Below are 17,301 nucleotides of genomic sequence, written 5' to 3'. Positions count from 1 at the left end.
GCGCAGGCGCGTGTCCGGTGACGAATTGAACGGGAGACCTGTAGTGCCGGCAACACCGCCCCAGCCACGGCGAACTGTGGTGATCGTTCTGCTGGACCGGATCGTGGCCGTCGCCGCGTCCGTACGGCTGGTGCTCACCGGCCGGGGCGACGTTTCCCGGGCCACCTGGGTGGCCGTCATCGCGGCCCTCGGGGTGCTGATCGCCACGGCGGTCTCCGTCATCGGGGTGCTGCGCACGCCGGAAGGGCTGACACCGGTGGCCCTCGACCCGCCGCCATCCGCCGACCAGGTGGGCACTATGCCGACCGACACGCCCAGGGCGGGGCAGGCGAGACCGGCGGCCACCAGCCCGACGAGGCCGGTGCCCCCGCAGGCCACGGCAGCCCCGCCGACCCCTGAGCCGTCGACGAGCACGACCGCGCCGACCCCCGTGACGGCCCCACCCACACCGGCCGCCCTGCGCGCCGACTTCGCCATCGCGGAGAACGCTCTGCTCAGCTACGGCGCCGCCGTGACCATCAGCAACCCCGGCGAGGCGCCGGTGGCGCGGTGGAAGCTGGCCATCACCCTGCCCAGGGAATCGCTGCGCGTCAGCTCGGTCGAGGGCGCGACGGCCAGCCAGGACGGTGCGGTGTGGACGTTCGTGCCCGACGGCAGCGCCGGGCAGGTGCCCGGCAGCGCCTCGGTACGGGTGACGTTCCGGGTCAACGGCTCGTCGATCGGCTCCACCCCCACGGCGTGCACCATCGACGAGGTCGCCTGCACCGGCCTGCCGCACTGACCGGCCTTCCCGGAGGCGGGCCGGTCCCTCGGTAGGGGTTTCCCCACCGCCGAGATCATGGGTCGCCGTGTGGTCCGGAAACGTCGCCTCGACCAGGCTTTCCGCTATGCGAAACAGCGATGTGACCCCCGCTCGCGGGCTGGTCGTCGAGGTGCTCGACGTGACGAAGACCTATGCCGGCGGGGGCGGTGTCCGGGCGTTGAATGGCGTGTCGGTCGCCTTCGAGGCCGGTTCGTTCTGCGCCGTGATGGGCCCGTCGGGCTCGGGCAAATCGACGCTCCTGCACTGCGCGGCGGGCCTGGATCGGCCGGACAGCGGCCGCGTGCTCCTCGCCGGTCAGGACATCGGCGGGCTGCGTGAGCCCCGGCTCACCGAGGCACGGCGGCAGCGGGTCGGGTTCGTCTTCCAGTCGTACAACCTGATGGACTCGCTGTCGGTCTGGCACAACGTCCTGCTCCCACAACGGCTGGCCGGAACACGACCGGACCGGGACTGGGCGCGGGAGGTGATGCGCCGCGTCGGGCTCACCGGGCGGGAAGACGACCGGCCCGGCCAACTGTCCGGCGGTCAGCGGCAGCGGGTCGCGCTCGCCCGCGCGCTCGCCAGCCGGCCGGAGGTCATCTTCGCCGACGAGCCGACCGGCGCGCTGGACCTCTCGACCGGCCGCGAGGTGCTCGGTCTGCTGCGTGAGGCCGTGGACCAGACCGGCACGACGATCGTCATGGTGACGCACGACCCGGCCGCCGCGGCGTGGGCCGACCGCGCGGTGTTCCTCGCCGACGGGCGGATCGTCACCGAACTCGCCGACCCGACCGCCGAGAAGGTCGCGGCGCAGATGACGGCGGTGACCGTCCGATGATGCGGCTCGCTCTCGGCACCCTGCGCCAGCACCGTGGCGCCTACGCCGGCACGTTCTTCGCCGCGCTGTTGGCCGTGGCCCTGCTCGCCGGCGGCGGCCTGCTGCTCGCCTCCGTGCTCACCGCGAAGCCGCCGGCCGACCGGTTCGCGGCAGCGCCGATCGTCGTTTCGGGCGACCGCGACGTGACCCTCGAGAAGGTCACCACCAAGCAGAAGAAGGACAAGGCCAAGGTCAAGCGGAAGGTCAAGTCCGAACGGCTCACCGGGGCCGGCTCGCTGCCGGTGGACCTCGCCAGCCGACTGGGTGGCCTCCCGGGTGTCGCGGCCGCGGTCGCGGACGTCGCCTTTCCGATCCAGGCGAGTACGCCGGACGGACGTCCACTGCACGGCGCCGACGAGGCTCCGGTGATCGGACACGGCTGGGCCTCCGCACCGCTGACGCCGTACGCGCTGCGCGTCGGCGAGGCGCCCGGCCGGGGCCAGGTGGTCATCGACGCCGACCTGGCTCAGCGGTCGGGCACCGTGGTGGGTGGGCGTCTCGTCGTCACCACGAAGACCGGGGTCCACACCATGGTCGTCTCCGGCGTCGCCGCGCCGGCCGGCCGGGACGGGCTGCCCGCCCAGGGCGCGCTGTTCGTCGCCGACGGCGAGGTGGCCGCGGTGTCCGGGCTGCCCGGTCCGACCGCGGTGGCCGTCCTCACCCGACCCGGCACCGACCCGGTCGCGCTCCGCGACGCCGTCCGGGGGGTTGCCGGGAACGCCAAGGTGCTCACCGGCGCCGACCGTGTTCGGGCCGACCTGCCCGGTGCTCTGCCGGACTACATCGGACCCATCTCGATCTTCGGGTTCGTCATCGGCATCACCGCGTTCGCGGCCGTCTTCGTCCTCACGGGCACGGTCACGCTCGGCGTCCGCCAGCGGCTGCGCGAGCTGGCCCTGCTGCGCACGGCCGGCGCGACTCCCGGTCAGTTGCGCCGCCTCCTCGGCGTGGAGAGTCTCCTGCTCGCCGGGGCCGCCGCGCTCCCCGGCGCGCCGCTGGGTGTGGTGTTCGCCCACGTGGTGGCCGCCCGGTTCCGCGAGCTGGGCGCGGTGCCGGCTCAGTTCGTCGTACGGACCAACGTGATCGTGCTCGTCGCCGCCGCGGCAGCCGGGATGCTGGTGACCTTCATCGGTGCCCGGATCGCCGGACGTCGAGCGGTGCGGATCGCCCCGACGCAGGCACTCGCCGAGACCGCGAGCGCACCGACCGGCGGACTGGTCCCCCGGACAGGCGTCGCGCTGGTGACCACGGCCGGCGCGATCGCCCTGCTCACCTTCGTTCCGCTCGACGGGCCGCTCGGAATGGGCATGACCTTCGTGTCGTCCGCCCTGCTGCTGTGCACGGTCGCGGCCCTCGGACCGCTGCTGGTCCGGGCGCTGACGACGCCCGTGTCCCGCCTCGTCGGCGCCGGCGGCGCGACCGGCTGGCTGGCCGGCCTGGTCACCCGGGCCGAGCGGCGACGGGTCGCGGCGGTCGCTGTCCCGCTCGTGCTCATGTTCGCGATCAACGCCACCATGCTGCTCAACAGCGCCCTGCTGGGCCAGCTGGCCGGGCGGGAACAGGCGGAGCGGACCGCGGCCGCGACGGCGCAGGTGACCGCACCGGGCGGGCTTCCGCTCGGTACCGTCGAACGGCTCGTCGCTCTCGACGGGGTGACCGGTGCGGCGGCGACGCTGCCGACCCGGGCGATCGTCGAGCAGGGTGGCAAGCCCGAGGACTTCGCCGGCCAGGGCCTGCTGATCGCCGGCACCGAGGCCGCGCTCGACCTCGACCTGCGCGCCGGGACGCTGCCCGGCACGGGCACGTTCGCCGCCAGCGAGTACCTGACCGGTCAGTACGGCTGGCGGATGGGCGACGACGTGCGGATCTGGCTCGCCGACGGCCACCAGGTCGACCTGCGTCTCGCCGGGGTGTACGCCCGGGCTCGTGGCTTCGGCGACCTGGCGCTGCCCGCGGACCTGGTGGCGGCACACGACCCACGCGGACTGGTCAGCACGGTCGGGCTGCGCTACCGAGGCGACGTCCCGGGCCGGATCGCCGCCTCGTGGCCCGGCCTGCGGCTGACCCCCACGCTCGGTGCGGCACCCGCCGGTGACGCGCAGAACCAGCAGGGCGCCTGGGAGCTCATGGTGGTCGTCTCCCTCGGCTTCACGGCGATCGCGGTCGTCAACACCTTCGCCATCGCCACCGTCGCGCGCCGCCGCGAATTCGCTGAGCTGCGGCTGGCCGGGGCGACGACCGGGCAGCTGCACCGGCTGGTCGACCGCGAGGCGGTGATCACGGTCACCGTCGGGCTGGTGCTGGGCGCACTGGTCACCGGGATCGTGGTCGGCGCGTTCAGTGCCGCGCAGGACGGCACGTTGCGGGTGTTCGTCGACGCTGGCACGTACGCGGGGATGCTCGGCGGTGTCGCGGCACTGGGGCTGGTCGCGGGTGCCGTGCCGGCCCGGGTCCTGCTGCGGCGGCGCAGCCTGCCGGCCCTGAACGACGGACGCTGACAGGTGCTTCCGAACGGATCGCCGCTCGGACCCGTCCTCCGGATCGTCCGGGGCCGGGTCCGGCCGGTGGCCGTGGGGGGTGCCGCCGATAGGATCGCCAGGATGATCCGCACAACCGCGTCGGCGCTGGCGTACCTGCTCAGCAGCCTCGTCGCCGGTGTCGTCGGCCTCGCCTGGAGCCTCGCGTCCACCCTCGCCGTCGGCCTGCTGTCGGTCACGCAGCTCGGTGGCCCGGCGTTCCTCGGCGCCACCTGGGTCACCCGGCGCCTCGCGGACCTGGAGCGGCACCGGGCCGGTTGGGTGCTCGGCTCCGCCATCGCCGCGCCGTACCTGCCGATCGAGGGCGGCAGCGTCCGGCAGCGGGTCCGCGCGGTCGCCGTGCAACCGGCCACCTGGCGTGACCTGGCCTGGCTGGTCGCGGTTTTCCCGCTGGGCCTGGCGGGCGGCATCGCCACCATCGTGGTCACCGTCGTCGATCTCGCCGCCGTCGTGGCGCCGGCGTGGGCGTGGGCCGTGCCGAACCCGCACGCACCGTTCCCGATGCGTCCGCTCATGACGACGGTGCCGGGCCGGTTCGGTCTGACCGTCCTCGGCGTGCTGCTGTTGCCGGTCACCGCGTGGTTTCTACGGACCGCCGGACGCGCCCAGGCCCGCGCGGCCCGGGGCCTGCTGGCGCCCGGCGCGCACCGACAACTCGTCGAGGAGGCCGCTCGCCTCGCACAGACCCGCCGTCGGGTCGTCGACGCCCAGGCGGCGGAGCTGCGTCGGATCGAGCGGGACCTGCACGACGGCGCCCAGGCCCGGATCGTGGCCGCCGGAATGACGCTGGCGCTGGCCGCCCGCAAGCTGCGGACCGGTGCGCCCGCCGCATCCGACGTGGACCTCGCCCGCCGGCAGCTCGACGACGCCCTCACCGAGCTGCGCCGGCTGGTGCGCGGCATCCACCCGCCGATCCTCACCGATCGGGGGCTGCACGCCGCTGTCGCCGCCCTGGCCGGCGACAGCCCACTCGCCGTCGAAATCCGGGGCGACCCGGACGACCGGTTTCCACCAGCGGTCGAGTCGGCGGCCTATTTCGTCATCGCGGAGGGTCTCGCCAACGCGGGCAAGCACGCCGAGGCCCGGACCTGCGTCGTCACCCTCGCCCGAGGCGCCGGTACGGTCACCGTCACGCTCACCGACGACGGGCACGGCGGCGCCGACCCGGCCGGCTCCGGGCTCGACGGCCTGCGGCGCCGCGTCGAGGCACTCGACGGCCGGCTCACCATCACCAGTCCACCCGGCGGTCCCACCGTCCTGTCCGCGGAGCTGCCCCACTGATGCGTATCGTGATCGCCGAGGACCTGTTGCTGCTCCGGGACGGCATGGTGCGGCTGCTGACCGACACCGGCCACACCGTCGTCGCCGCCGTGGACACCGCACCCGCCCTGCTGGCGGCCGTCACCGAGCACCGGCCCGATCTGTCCATCGTCGACGTTCGGTTGCCGCCCGGCTTCCGCGACGAGGGGCTCCGCGCCGCCCTGACGCTGCGGGCCACGGACCCGGACTCCAAGGTGCTCATCGTCTCCCAGTACGTCGAACGGGCCTACGCCGTGGAGCTGCTCGCCGACGGCCGGGGCGGCGTCGGTTACCTCCTCAAGGACCGGGTCACCGCCCTGGACGACTTCCTCGACGCGGTGCAGCGGGTCGCCACCGGTGGCACCGCCCTGGACCCCGAGGTGGTACGGCAACTGTTCACCCGCAACAGCCGCAACCACGGCATCGACGGGCTCACCGCACGGGAACGTGAGGTGCTCGGCCTCATGGCCCAGGGCCTGTCCAACGCGGCCATCTGCGCCGCGCTCGTCCTGGCGCCGGTCTCGGTGGAGAAGCACATCACCAACATCTTCGCCAAGCTCGACCTGCCGCCGGCCGAGGACGCCAACCGACGTGTCCGCGCGGTCCTCGCCTACCTCAACCACTAGCGACTCCCCGCGGGCCCCGGCCCCCGCTCCCGGTCGGTACATCCAGCGTTCGGGCGGCAGCCACGCTCGATTGATCATGAGTTCGGGTCCGCTTCGTACCGTCCCGAGCATGACTGTCCTATCCGCATCATCGCCGCTCGGCCGCGCCGCGACGAGGCTCGTCGCCGTGCGTAGCCGGACCACCGCCACCATCGCCGCGCTCGCCATCACCGGCGCTGCCGTCGCGGTGGCCGTCGCGACGTCGTCGCCCGCCACCGCGGAGCCGGGCAACGTCGTCGTCTCGGAGAACTTCTCCTCCGGGTCGCTGCCCGCCGGCTGGAACGCGGTCGACGGCGCCTGGAAGGTGGAGAACGGCCGGCTGTACGGAACCTCCGCCAGCTCGGGCGAGAACAACAAGATCACTTTTGGTCGGCACCTGGCCGACTTTCGCCTCGAGGCGACCATGCGCTTCGAGTCGGTCTCCGCCGCCACCCGCTGGGCGTCGCTCGGCATCGACGTCCCGGCCGACGGCGCCACCCCGTGGTGGATCGCCACCATGCGCAGCGGCACCACCGCCGCCAACGGTCTCGAGTTCGCGCAGCGGACGACGGCGAACGCCTGGGTCGTGACGAACACCGCCTCCGCCCCGTACGCCGCCGGCACAGGTCGGGACGTCCGCGTCGCGGTCGAGGTGCACGGCAACCAGGCCCGCTGGATCTTCGACGGGCGGGAGGCGATGCGCACGAACAGCCTCCAGCGCTCCGCCAACGGCGTCCAGGCGCTCTTCGTCAACGGCGGCACCGTCTCGTACGACGACGTCACCGTCACCGAGCTGCCGCCGAACGGCTACATCCGCCCCGAGGGCAGCCCGTTCACGGTGATCGCGCACCGCGGCGCGTCCGCCGCCGCGCCGGAGAACACCCTGGTCGCGCAGGAGATCGCGCGCAAGGGCGGCGCCGACTGGATCGAGAACGACGTCCAGCCGAGCAAGGACGGCATCCCGTTCATCCTGCACGACGGCACGGTCGACCGGACCACCGACGGGACCGGCAACATCCGCGACCTGACCGCCGCGCAGATCAAGGCGCTCGACGCCGGCTCCTGGTTCGGTCCGCACTATGTGGGCGAGCGGGTGCCGACCCTGGCCGAGCAGCTCGCGGACCTGCGTACCCGGGGCGGCAACCTGCTGCTGGAGATCAAGGGCCGGCACACCCGGGACGAGGTCGCGACGATCATCCAGGTGATCCGGGACGAGCAGATGATGGGCCGGGTGTTCGTCCAGAGCTTCGAGGTCGACGCCCTGAAATACACCTACGAGCTCGCCCCCGAGCTGCCGCTCGGTCTGCTCCGCAGCAGCCTCGACGCCGATCCGGTGGCGATCTCCAGGGAGCTGCACCTGACCGCGTACAATCCGGACGGCAACGCGCTGCTGGCCAAGCCGGAGGTCGTCGCCCCGCTGCACGCCGCCGGGGTCGCCGTGATGGCCTGGACGATGGACTCCGCCGGCCTGTGGCAGCGGTTGGAGCGGATCGGCACCGACGGTGTCATCACCAACCGGGCGTCCGAGCTGGTCGGCTGGAACTCGGCGTTCATACAGCGGGCCTCGGCTGATCCGACCGTGCAGATCACGTCGCCGGTCGACGGGGCGCGGCTCGACCGGGCCCAGTCCCCGGTGATCGCGGTCGCCGCCACCAACGCGGACACCGTCACCGTCACGCTCGACGGCAGGAAGTCGGCCGCCGGGCACAAGCTCGACCTGGGCACACTGACCGCGGGCAGGCACACCGTCCGTGCCGAGGTGACCGGTCCGGAGGGCACCGCGACCGCGACCAGCACGTTCACCGTGACGGTGAGCCAGGCCGGCCTCGGCTACCTGGTCCTCACCTCGGGCGCCGAGCCGGCCGCGATCAACGCCATGACGGTCAAGCTGGTGCACGCGCAGTACGCCCAGCTGGCCACCTACGCCGAGCGGCAGGCCGGCAAGCTGGTGCCGGCAGCGGTCGCCAGTGTCATCGCCGCCGACGCTCGGACCCTCGCGTTGAAGTAGTCCGTCGCCACACCGGGTGTCCCCGCCGTCGCGACGGCGGGGACTCCCGTCGCCGGGGCTGGCCGATGCTGCCGTGATCCAGTCCGGCCGGCGACAGGTGGGGCGGGGAACTCCTCGTGCCTTCGGCGTGTGAGGATGCGGCGCATGCGTGCGGTGATCTTCGACGAGTTCGGTGCCCGACCCGAGGTCCGCGACGTCCCGGACCCGGCGCCGCCGCCCGGGGGCGCGGTCATCCGCGTCGAGGCGACGGGGTTGTGCCGCAGCGACTGGCACGGTTGGCAGGGACACGATCCGGACATCCGCCTGCCGCACATACCCGGTCACGAGTTCGCCGGCGTGGTCACGGCGGTCGGCGCCGGCGTGCGCGGCTGGCGGCCCGGCGATCGGGTCACGGCGCCGTTCGTCTGCGCCTGCGGGCGGTGCCCGGCCTGCCTCGCCGGCGATCAGCAGGTCTGCGAGCGGCAGACGCAGCCGGGCTTCACCCACTGGGGCTCGTTCGCGGAGTACGTGGCGGTGCGGAACGCCGACGTCAACCTGGTCCGGCTTCCCGACGAGCTGGACTACCCGGCCGCGGCGGCGCTCGGTTGCCGCTTCGCCACGGCGTTCCGGGCCGTGGTCACCCAGGGGCGCGTCGCGGCGGGCGAGTGGGTGGCGGTACACGGTTGCGGCGGGGTGGGCCTGTCCGCGGTGATGATCGCGGCGGCCTGCGGCGCGCGGGTGGTGGCGGTCGACGTCAGCCCCGGCGCGCTCGAGCTGGCCAGGAACTGCGGGGCGGCGGTCTGTCTGGACGGCAGCACCCTGACCGGGCCCGGCGCGGTGGCCGCCGCCGTTCGGGAGGCGACCGGCGGCGGCGCCCACCTGTCACTCGACGCGTTGGGCAGTCACGGCACCTGCGCCGCGTCCATCGAGAGCCTGCGCCGGCGGGGGCGGCACGTGCAGGTCGGGCTCCTCCCCGCCGCGCAGGGCCGACCGGCCCTGCCGATGGATCTCGTGATCGCGTTCGAGCTGGAGCTGCGGGGCAGTCACGGCATGCCCGCGCACGCCTATCCGGAGCTGCTCCGGCTGGTCACCGCCGGCGTGCTGCGCCCCGCCGAGCTCGTCACCCGCACCATCGGCCTCAGCGAGGTGCCTGACGCGCTGGCCACGATGGACCGGCCCGCCCCCGGCGGGATGTGCCTCATCCGGCCGACGACGCCGCGCTGAGTGGGCCCTCGTTCCCGCTGCGATCCAGCGCGGACACGCAGTAGGTGAGTGCACGGTCGGCCGGGGCGGTGCGGTCGACCCAACCCGTACCGCGGGCGGTGCCGACGAGCCGGGCCCCGTCGCCGTCCACCCGGTAGACGGCGAAGCTCGTGGCGTCGTCGCCACGCCAGCTCAGCTCCATTCCGGTGTCCGCGCGCCGTACGCCGGTGACCTCCGGCGCGGCCGGGGGCGCCGCCGGCAACCGTGCCATGGTGGGCACCAGCGCCGGGCCGGCGTAGTGCGCCGCGCTGTACCGGCTGACCGCCCCGAGCTTGTCCGCGCGCACCTGCCGGGCGCTGAAGTGCACACTTCCCTGCACCCCGTACCGGCGGTTCAGGGCGAGCTGGCGGTCCAACTCGGCCGGGTCGCGCCACGCGCCGCGCTCGCCCACCCGGTAGTCGGCCTGGCCGATGTAGAGCTGCACCCGGGTGCCCTTCACGGTGGCCGCCCACCACGGCAGGAGCTTGGCGTAGTCGGCCTTGTCGAACCCGATGTGCCAGTAGAGCTGCGGCACGATGTAGTCCAGCCACTGCTCCCGTACCCAGAGGCGGGTATCGGCGTAGATGTCGTCGTAGCTCTGCAACCCGGCTGTCGCGGAGCCGGCCGGGTCGTTGCGCTTGTTGCGCCAGATGCCGAACGGGCTGATGCCGAACTTCACCCACGGCTTGATGGCCTTGATCCGCTCGCTCATCTCCCGGACCAGCGTGTTCACGTTGTCGCGGCGCCAGGCGTCCCTGTTCGCGAAGCCTCCGCCGTAGCGGGCGAACGCCGCGCCGTCCGGGAAGTCCTGGCCGGCTTCCGGGTACGGGTAGAAGAAGTCGTCGAAGTGCACCCCGTCGACGTCGTACCGCTGGACGGCCTCCAACATCGAGTCCTCGACGAAGGCGCGCGCCTCAGGGATTCCCGGGTTGAAGTAGAGGCGGCTGCCGGGCCGGTCCGCGCTGGGGTAGGTCACCACCCAGTCGCGGTGTCGCCGCAGCGGGTGTGTCGGCGCGAGCTGGTCCAGCTTCGGACCCGGCCCGCCCACCGTGGCCGGCTGCCCGCCGCGGTACGGGTTGAACCAGGCGTGGAACTCCAGGTTGCGGGCGTGCGCCTCGGCGACCATGAACTCCATCGGGTCCCAGCCGGGGTCGCGCCCGTCGCGGCGTCCGGTCAGCCACTCCGACCACGGCGCGTAGCTGGACGGCCAGAGCGCGTCCCCGCTCGGCCGCACGTGCGCGAAGACGGCGTTGTGGTTGCGCCGTACGGCGAGGTCCAGCCAACCCCGGAACTCCGCCCGCGCCGTCTCGGCCGGCAGTCCGCGGCGGCTCGGCCAGTCGATGTTGTTCACGGTGGTGATCCACATGCCGCGCAGCTCGCGGGGCGCCCGGGCCGGCTGGCCGGCACAGGTGGGGATGCCGTCCGCCCGGCCGGCGCCGGGTGCCGGGCTCACGGCGGCCGCGCCGGCCGGCCGCGCGTCGCCAGAGACCCGATCCCGCAGTGACCAGGCGCCGATCGCGACGGCCACGGCGATCGCGGCGACCACGGCGATGAACACCTGGACGCGAGGGCGGCGAACGGCGGCAGCGGGCGGATCGGCGGCGGGCATCGGCTCAGTCTGCCGAGTCCGCCGGCCGGGTGAAACCGGTGACCCGTTACTTAACGGTCAGCTAAGGCTGGCCGGCTGCCGGGGGTGGGCGGCGCCGGGCGCGGGGGGCCCCCCCCGGGGGTGGTGGCCCCCGGTCCATCTTATCATTCCGGCTCGTCTCGGGCGGGGGCGCGCGCGCCCCGCGCCGCGCCGCGCCCCCCCCCCCCGCCCGCGTGTCAGCAGTAGAGGTTGGCTCCGGCCGGCACGCCCAGGATGCCCACGAACTGCTGGTACCTGGTGACCCGGCTCTGCACCTGGCCGGGGTTTCCGCCGTTGCACTCGATCGAGCCGTTGATGCTGCGGATGGTCTCGCCGAAACCGGCGCCGTTGACCATCGCGTTGTGGGCGGTCATGCTGCCCGGCCCGTTCTGGGTCATCCAGTACCAGATGGCGGTCTTCCAGGCCACCGCGGCATCGTTCTGCACCAGCCACGGGTTGGTCAGCAGGGGCAGTCCGAGGGCGTTTCCGGCGGCGTTGTAGTTGAAGTTCCAGCTCAGCTGGATCGGCCCGCGCCCGTAGTAGGCGGCCTGCCCCGCCGGGCAGCCGTACGGCTGGCCGGGGTCGCAGTAGTGCGGGTAGTTCGCGGTGTTCTGCTCCACGACATGGACGAGTCCGCCGGTCTCGTGGTGCACGTTCGCCAGGAAGGCCGCCGCCTCCTGGCGCTGGACGGTCGCGCTGCCGGTCCTGGTGAACGCCGAGTAGGCGCTGAGGGCGGCGACGAGCCCGGAGTACGTGTAGAAGGGGTTGCGGCCTGGGAACATCTGGTTGAACTGGGCCTCGCTGACCACGAAGCCGCCGGGGTTGGTGGGCGGGTTGGTGGGCGGCGTCCCGCTGCAGGTGTAGGGCTCCCAGTACCAGGTGCTGATGACGGGGTCGTAGCCGGGATTGTCGTGCTCGGCGATGTAGTACAGACCGTTGGTGTACCGCACGATGCTGCCGGTGGCGTACCAGGTGCCGGCGACCCAGTTCGGGTGGTTGCAGCTGCCCGTGGGCGGCGGTGTGGTGCCGCCCCCGCAGGCGCCGAGGTCCTGCCATACGCCGGTGGTGCCCGGCGGCGCCTCGTTCTGCGTCCACCACTTCGCCTGGTAGTTGCGGCCGTTGTGGGAGACCTGGGCGCCTCCCGTGTAGACGGCCGAGGCCTGCCACGACGCTGCGCAGGCCGCAGCGGATGCGGCGGTCGCCGGGATGATTGCCACCAGTCCGCCGGCGACGACCAGTGCCGCAAGTGCGACCAGGGCCCGCAGTCTCGACATGGGATCACTCCTTCCTGGGATACCACGTGCCGATGACTCGGCAGTACATCGACAGGAGTGACTGTAACACCTACTGTTCACAATCCTTACTAATTCCCGAGGCGAACCACCGCACGGACCGGGCACGGGCGCACGGGATGGCGGCTGCCGATCCCCGGTGGTCTGGGTAGCCTGGACGCCATGATCTTCATTACCGCCAAGTTCCGGGTTCTGCCCGAGCACGCTGACCGGTGGCCGCAGATCGCCGCCGAGTTCACCGGGGCGACCAGGGCCGAGCCGGGCTGTCTATGGTTCGACTGGTCCCGCAGCCTGGACGACCCGACCGAGTACGTGCTGGTCGAGGCGTTTCGCGACGACGAGGCCGGCGCGGCGCACGTGCAGTCCGCCCACTTCCGCAAGGCACAGCAGGACCTGCCGCCCCACCTGGCCGAGACGCCGCGCATCGTGAACGCCACCGTGCCGCAGCAGGACTGGTCGCTGCTCGGCGAGATGGCCGTCCCCGAGGGTCGCTGATCACCACCGGCGCACCGCCGCTGCCCCGGCGTGTGTCCCACGAACGCGCGGAGCAGCGTCCATCGCCACGCGTTTCCGGGCCGGCAGCCAGGGCGGTGACGGCGCACGCGGGTGGCCCGGCCGTCGCCGGCCGGGCCACCCGCTCGGCGTACGGTCAGCCGCCGAGACTCGCGGCGGCCGAGGCGATCGTCGAGGCGAAGTAGCTCACCTGGGTGTAGACGCCCGGGTAGTTGGGCCGGGCGCAGCCGTTGCCCCAGCTGACGATCCCGACCTGGACCCAGGCGTTGCTGGCGTCGCGGCGGAACATCGGGCCGCCCGAGTCTCCCTGGCAGGTGTCCACGCCACCGCTGGCGTAGCCGGCGCAGATCTCCTGTGCGGGGATGATGTCCCCGCCGTAGTAGGAGTTGCAGGTGGAGTCGCTGACAACGGGACGGTCGCCTTGAGCAGGTACCGCTGTTGCGAGCCACCCTCGCGGGCGGCGCCCCAGCCGGCGACGGTGAAGGTGCCGCTGTCGTACGCGGTGGTGTTCGCGATCTTCAACGTGCTCAGCCCGGTGACGGGGGTGGCCAGCCGGATCAGCGCCCAGTCCCTGCCGTTGCCGTTGTAGCCGGGAGCCCGGTAGACGTAGTTCGACCGGACGGTGATCCGGCTGGACGACTGGAGGTCGACCACGCCGAGCGTCGCGGTGATGCTGGTGTTGGTGCCGGTGGCGCCCACGCAGTGCGCCGCGGTGAGCACCAGCCGCGAGCTGTACAGGGCCCCGCCGCACCCCATCGAGAGCCGGACCATGAAGGGGAACTCGCCCTGGGCGGCCCGGGTGCCACCGACGACGTTGGGCGTCGGAGTGACGTCGGCCGCGGCCGCCGGGGCCGCGACAGTGAGGCTGCCCGCGGTCACCGCGGCCAACACGGTGGCCAGGAGGCCGGTGAGGGTACGCCAACGGACCATGCATTCCTCCGCATCAGGACGGCACGCCTCGTGAGCGCACCTGATTCACGATGCGGTCATCATATTGAGATCAATGGATCGGATAGGACATCCTCTCTGGGTCGTACCGCCGGCGCTATGGATCCCGGCGGGGCCGGCCGCTCCGATCCATCCACAACTCCGGTCAGAGCCGGTGGCGGACCCACACGTTCGGTTCGACGTAGACGCCGTGGTCATGCTCGACGTCGCAGCGGACCGGGACGAGCGCGCCCGGCACGCGCACCGGGCCGGTGCGGTCGAACGGCAGGCCGGTCCACCGCCGCCACTCCTGCAACGTGCCCGGGATGGTCATCGACCGGGGCGCCACGGACTCGATCACCCCGCCAGCACGGACGTGCGTACGCAACCACGGGTCCACCGGCAGGCCGTCGTCGCGGACCCGGAAGGCGTACCGGTCCATCGGCTCATCGGGAACCGCGTGCTTGCCGCTGGGGCGTACCGGCGCGACCAGGGTGTGGTAGCCGAGCCGGCGGGCGTTCTCGCGCATCGCGTCGAGCATCCGGGCGGACAGTCCCCGACCGCGAGCCTCGGGGCGGATGCAGATCTCCAACGCGGACACCGTGTTCGTCGGCATGCCGGCGAGGCGGTTGATCGTCGCCCGCTGCACGACCCGGTCCCATCCGCCCGGCGGCAGTCCCTCCTCGGTCCAGGACAGCGGCACGCTGTAGGCCCGTGCCAGCGCCCGGCCGGGCTCAGCGGGGTCGATGGCGAGCAGGACGAACTCCGGGTACAGCTCGTTGGCCACCGCGTAGTACAGCGAAGCCATCGGATCCCAGCCCATGAACTCCGGCCAGGCGCCGTCGAAGTCGTCCAGCAGCGGCGCGAGCTCGGGGCGCTGCGCGACCGTCACGATTTCAAGATCCATCCGGCGGACGATAGCGGACCGACAGGGCGACAGCACCCGAGTTTTCTCCCCGCGGGTGCACGCTCACGGACGTTGGTGAGGCGTGCCGGTGCTCTCTCGGCGGATCAGCCGGAACGGCGTCTGCACGGTCAGCGGCGCCGTGACCTCGGTACCCTCGATCCGGGCGACGAGGCGGCGTACCGCGAGACGGCCGATCGCTTCCTTGTCCGGCGCGATGGTGGTGAGGGTCGGTGTGCTGAAGCGTCCCTCCTCGATGTCGTCGATGCCGATGAATGCGACGTCCTCCGGCACCCGGTGGCCGGCCTCGGTCAACGCCCGCAGCGCGCCGACGGCGACCAGGTCGTTGTAGCCGAACACCGCGTCCGGGGCTACTCGTTCGAGTCGGTCAACTCTCCCGGGCAGTACCTGCGGCACCAGAACTCGCGGGTACGCAACTCGCCGAACGACGGCTCCGCGCTCACCCGCGCCGACGCCACCTGGTGCGCACGGGTGGGCTTGACCGGCACCGGCGTGTCGCTGGGGTCGTACAACTTCCGGGGCAGGTACCTGCGGCACTACAACTCGGAGGTATGGCTCAGCAACGGCGCCGGCGGCGACCCGTACAACACGCCAACGCTGTGGGCCGCCGACAGCACCTGGACGATTGCCGCCCCCTGGGCGCCCTGACCGGCCAGAGGCCGCGACAGGGTCGTCGCGGCCTCCGCTGACCGGGGGGTCCGGCCTTGCCGGACCCCCCGGTCAGCCGGCCACCCGCGCGCGGCGGTCAGAGGGTCGTCTCGTTGGGCAGGCCGAAGAAGTCGTGCCACTTGACGCCGCCGAGGAAGGCGGTGCCGGCCGAGAGGCCGACGTAGACGTCGTTGAGGCTGCCCCTGGTGAAGGCGATGATGTCGTCCCTGCCGTCGCCGTCGTAGTCACCGAGGTAGGGGAACTCGCCGGCCAGGCAGAAGAAGTCGTTCCACTTGACGGTGGTGCCGGCGAAGGAGGTGCCGGTGGAGACGGCCGCGTAGACGTCGGCGTCGGCGTTGCAGGTCAACGTCACGATGTCGTCGCGACCGTCACCGTTGATGTCCCCGACTCGCGGCTGTTCCGTCCCGACGGCGAACAGGTCATGCCACGTCTGCGCGGCGCCGAACGAGGATCCCGTGGACAGGGCGACGATCACGTCCGAGGCCGTGGCCGGCCCCTGGGTGAAGGTGATGATGTCGTCCCTGCCGTCGCCGTTGACGTCGCCGAGGGCCGGATACTCGCCGGCGATCGAGAAGTACTCGTGCCACTTCAGCGCCGTACCGGTGAACGACGACCCGGCGGACAGCGCGACGTACACGTCCCCGGCGCCGTCGTGCGTGAAGGCGATGATGTCGTCGCGGCCGTCGCCGTTGACGTCCCCCACCGCGGCGACCTCGGTGTTCGGCGCGAACCAGTCGTGCCACTTCGTGGCGCCCGCGAACGACGACCCGGTCGACAGTGCCACGTACACGTCGGCGAGCGAGCCGTGGGTGAACGCCACGACGTCGTCGCGCCCGTCGCCGTTGAAGTCCCCGGACAGCAGCGTCTCGTCGCTCAGCCCGAAGAAGTCGTTCCACTTCACCGACGTCCCGGCGAACGAGGTCCCGGTGGACGGCGACACGTACACGTCGTTCAGCGACCCACGGGTGAACGCGACGATGTCGTCGCGGCCGTCCCCGGTGAAGTCGGTCGGCGAGCCGGCCAGGTACCGGCTGCCGGGCGACCCGCCGCAGTTGTCACTGACCAGGTACTTCTGGTTGTACTGCGAAGGGTAGGGGGCGAGCGAGACGCCGTTGATGGCGATCGTCTGCCCGACACCGTTGTAGAGCTGCTCGTAGTGGACGTGCGGCCCGGAGGAGTTTCCCGTGCTGCCCGTGATGCCGATCTGCTGGCCCTGCTGGACGTACGCGCCGTTGGGCACGGAGTAGGCGCTGAGGTGGAAGTGGTAGGTGGTCCAGCCGCCGCCGTGGTCGATGACGAGATAGTTGCCGGCTCCGCTGGGCTGCGAGTAGTGCCGCGCCACCCCCGCGGCGGAGGCGACCTGCGGGGTGCCTCCGGTGGTGGCGCCGTCGGCGCGGACGAAGTCCAGCGCCTGTCGGACCTCGGCGCTGCGGTGGTCGTACGTCCACCGCTGCCCGCAGGGGAACGGCGCCTTGAAGGTCGGTGCGGCGAACGCGGGCGAGGGCGACGCCACCACGGCGGCCAGGACCGCCGCGGCCAGGGTGAGAAGCGCGACCAGGGCGCTACGCGCGGGGGTACGCGAATGCCGGATCATGGCGTGACTCCTGTCGGGGCTCAGAGGGTCGTTTCGCCGTTGAGGCCGAAGTAGTCGTGCCACTTGGTGCCGCCGAGGAAGCCGGTGCCCGTGGAGAGCCCGACGTGGACGTCGTTGGTGGCGCCCCTGGTGAAGACGATGATGTCGTCCCTGCCGTCGCCGTCGAAATCACCGAGGTAGGGGAACTCGCCGGCCAGGCAGAAGAAGTCGTTCCACTTCACCGTGGTGCCCGCGAACGAGGTGCCGGTGGAGACCGCCGCGTAGACGTCGCCGTCGGCGTTGCAGGTGAACGTCACGATGTCGTCCCTACCGTCACCGTTGATGTCCCCGACACGCGGCTGCTCGGCGCCGACGGCGAACAGGTCG

General features: G+C 72.5%; 15 protein-coding genes and 1 pseudogene. 9 read left to right on the top strand and 7 right to left on the bottom strand.

The features are described 5' to 3' along the window. Window positions 1–79 precede the first annotated feature (79 nt). From ACWD6N_RS28570 to ACWD6N_RS28540, 7 genes are all read left to right on the top strand, one after another. Entirely contained in the window at window positions 80–781 is a 702-nt protein-coding gene (locus tag ACWD6N_RS28570; protein WP_387326521.1) for a cellulose binding domain-containing protein, read from the top strand. A gap of 106 nt (window positions 782–887) precedes the next feature. Then, on the top strand, window positions 888–1,640 hold the full coding sequence (locus tag ACWD6N_RS28565) for an ABC transporter ATP-binding protein (RefSeq protein WP_354966779.1): 753 nt from the start codon (window positions 888–890) through the stop codon (window positions 1,638–1,640). After that, a complete protein-coding gene (locus ACWD6N_RS28560) occupies window positions 1,640–4,177 on the top strand; it encodes an ABC transporter permease (protein WP_449940687.1) in 2,538 nt (845 codons plus the stop codon). The genes ACWD6N_RS28565 and ACWD6N_RS28560 overlap by 1 nt, the downstream gene beginning before the upstream one ends. Window positions 4,178–4,279: 102 nt before the next feature. Continuing rightward, on the top strand, window positions 4,280–5,497 hold the full coding sequence (locus ACWD6N_RS28555) for a sensor histidine kinase (protein ID WP_354966781.1): 1,218 nt from the start codon (window positions 4,280–4,282) through the stop codon (window positions 5,495–5,497). Then, window positions 5,497–6,141 (top strand): response regulator transcription factor, encoded by a 645-nt coding sequence (locus ACWD6N_RS28550; RefSeq protein WP_354966782.1) that lies wholly within the window; start codon window positions 5,497–5,499, stop codon window positions 6,139–6,141. Before ACWD6N_RS28555 ends, ACWD6N_RS28550 begins: the two co-directional genes overlap by 1 nt. A 109-nt stretch (window positions 6,142–6,250) precedes the next feature. Then, the gene (locus ACWD6N_RS28545) at window positions 6,251–8,167 is read left to right on the top strand and encodes a glycerophosphodiester phosphodiesterase family protein (RefSeq protein WP_449940690.1); all 1,917 of its coding nucleotides are present in this window, start codon (window positions 6,251–6,253) and stop codon (window positions 8,165–8,167) included. A gap of 144 nt (window positions 8,168–8,311) precedes the next feature. Continuing rightward, a complete protein-coding gene (locus tag ACWD6N_RS28540) occupies window positions 8,312–9,370 on the top strand; it encodes a zinc-dependent alcohol dehydrogenase family protein (RefSeq protein ID WP_354966784.1) in 1,059 nt (352 codons plus the stop codon). Here the strand turns inward: ACWD6N_RS28540 and ACWD6N_RS28535 are convergent. Beyond that, window positions 9,345–10,997: a glycoside hydrolase family 10 protein gene (locus ACWD6N_RS28535; RefSeq protein ID WP_354966785.1), complete on the bottom strand. Its 1,653-nt coding sequence runs from the start codon at window positions 10,995–10,997 to the stop codon at window positions 9,345–9,347. The genes ACWD6N_RS28540 and ACWD6N_RS28535 overlap by 26 nt on opposite strands. A gap of 215 nt (window positions 10,998–11,212) precedes the next feature. Then, window positions 11,213–12,289, bottom strand: coding sequence for a glycoside hydrolase family 19 protein (locus ACWD6N_RS28530; RefSeq protein ID WP_354966786.1), 1,077 nt, complete (start codon window positions 12,287–12,289; stop codon window positions 11,213–11,215). 180 nt (window positions 12,290–12,469) lie between these two features. Here ACWD6N_RS28530 and ACWD6N_RS28525 point away from each other — a divergent pair, with 180 nt between their 5' ends. After that, a complete protein-coding gene (locus tag ACWD6N_RS28525; RefSeq protein ID WP_354966787.1) occupies window positions 12,470–12,802 on the top strand; it encodes a putative quinol monooxygenase in 333 nt (110 codons plus the stop codon). A gap of 154 nt (window positions 12,803–12,956) precedes the next feature. Here ACWD6N_RS28525 and ACWD6N_RS28520 read toward each other — a convergent pair. The 3 genes and pseudogenes from ACWD6N_RS28520 to ACWD6N_RS28510 form a co-directional block, all read right to left on the bottom strand. Then, window positions 12,957–13,576: pseudogene (locus ACWD6N_RS28520) on the bottom strand (serine protease). A gap of 337 nt (window positions 13,577–13,913) precedes the next feature. After that, window positions 13,914–14,654, bottom strand: a complete 741-nt coding sequence (locus tag ACWD6N_RS28515; RefSeq protein ID WP_354966789.1) for a GNAT family N-acetyltransferase — start codon at window positions 14,652–14,654, stop codon at window positions 13,914–13,916. Between the two features lie 63 nt (window positions 14,655–14,717). Next, complete coding sequence (locus tag ACWD6N_RS28510) at window positions 14,718–15,011, bottom strand: substrate-binding domain-containing protein (protein WP_354966790.1); 294 nt, start codon at window positions 15,009–15,011, stop codon at window positions 14,718–14,720. Here ACWD6N_RS28510 and ACWD6N_RS28505 point away from each other — a divergent pair. Continuing rightward, window positions 14,949–15,320 carry an AbfB domain-containing protein gene (locus ACWD6N_RS28505; protein ID WP_354966791.1) on the top strand — a complete coding sequence of 124 codons (372 nt, stop codon included), beginning with the start codon at window positions 14,949–14,951 and terminating at the stop codon, window positions 15,318–15,320. The two genes, ACWD6N_RS28510 and ACWD6N_RS28505, sit on opposite strands and share 63 nt — an antisense overlap. Window positions 15,321–15,417: 97 nt before the next feature. Here ACWD6N_RS28505 and ACWD6N_RS28500 read toward each other — a convergent pair whose 3' ends face one another. Next, on the bottom strand, window positions 15,418–16,935 hold the full coding sequence (locus ACWD6N_RS28500; protein WP_354966792.1) for a VCBS repeat domain-containing M23 family metallopeptidase: 1,518 nt from the start codon (window positions 16,933–16,935) through the stop codon (window positions 15,418–15,420). Between the two features lie 20 nt (window positions 16,936–16,955). Continuing rightward, window positions 16,956–17,301, bottom strand: a 346-nt coding sequence (locus tag ACWD6N_RS28495; protein WP_449941709.1) for an FG-GAP-like repeat-containing protein, incomplete at its 5' end; no start/stop codon positions are given.

Source organism: Micromonospora sp. NPDC005163 (assembly GCF_053599835.1).
The sequence above is the reverse complement of the archived record's forward strand: the minus strand, read 5'-3'. Positions and strand labels throughout refer to the sequence as shown.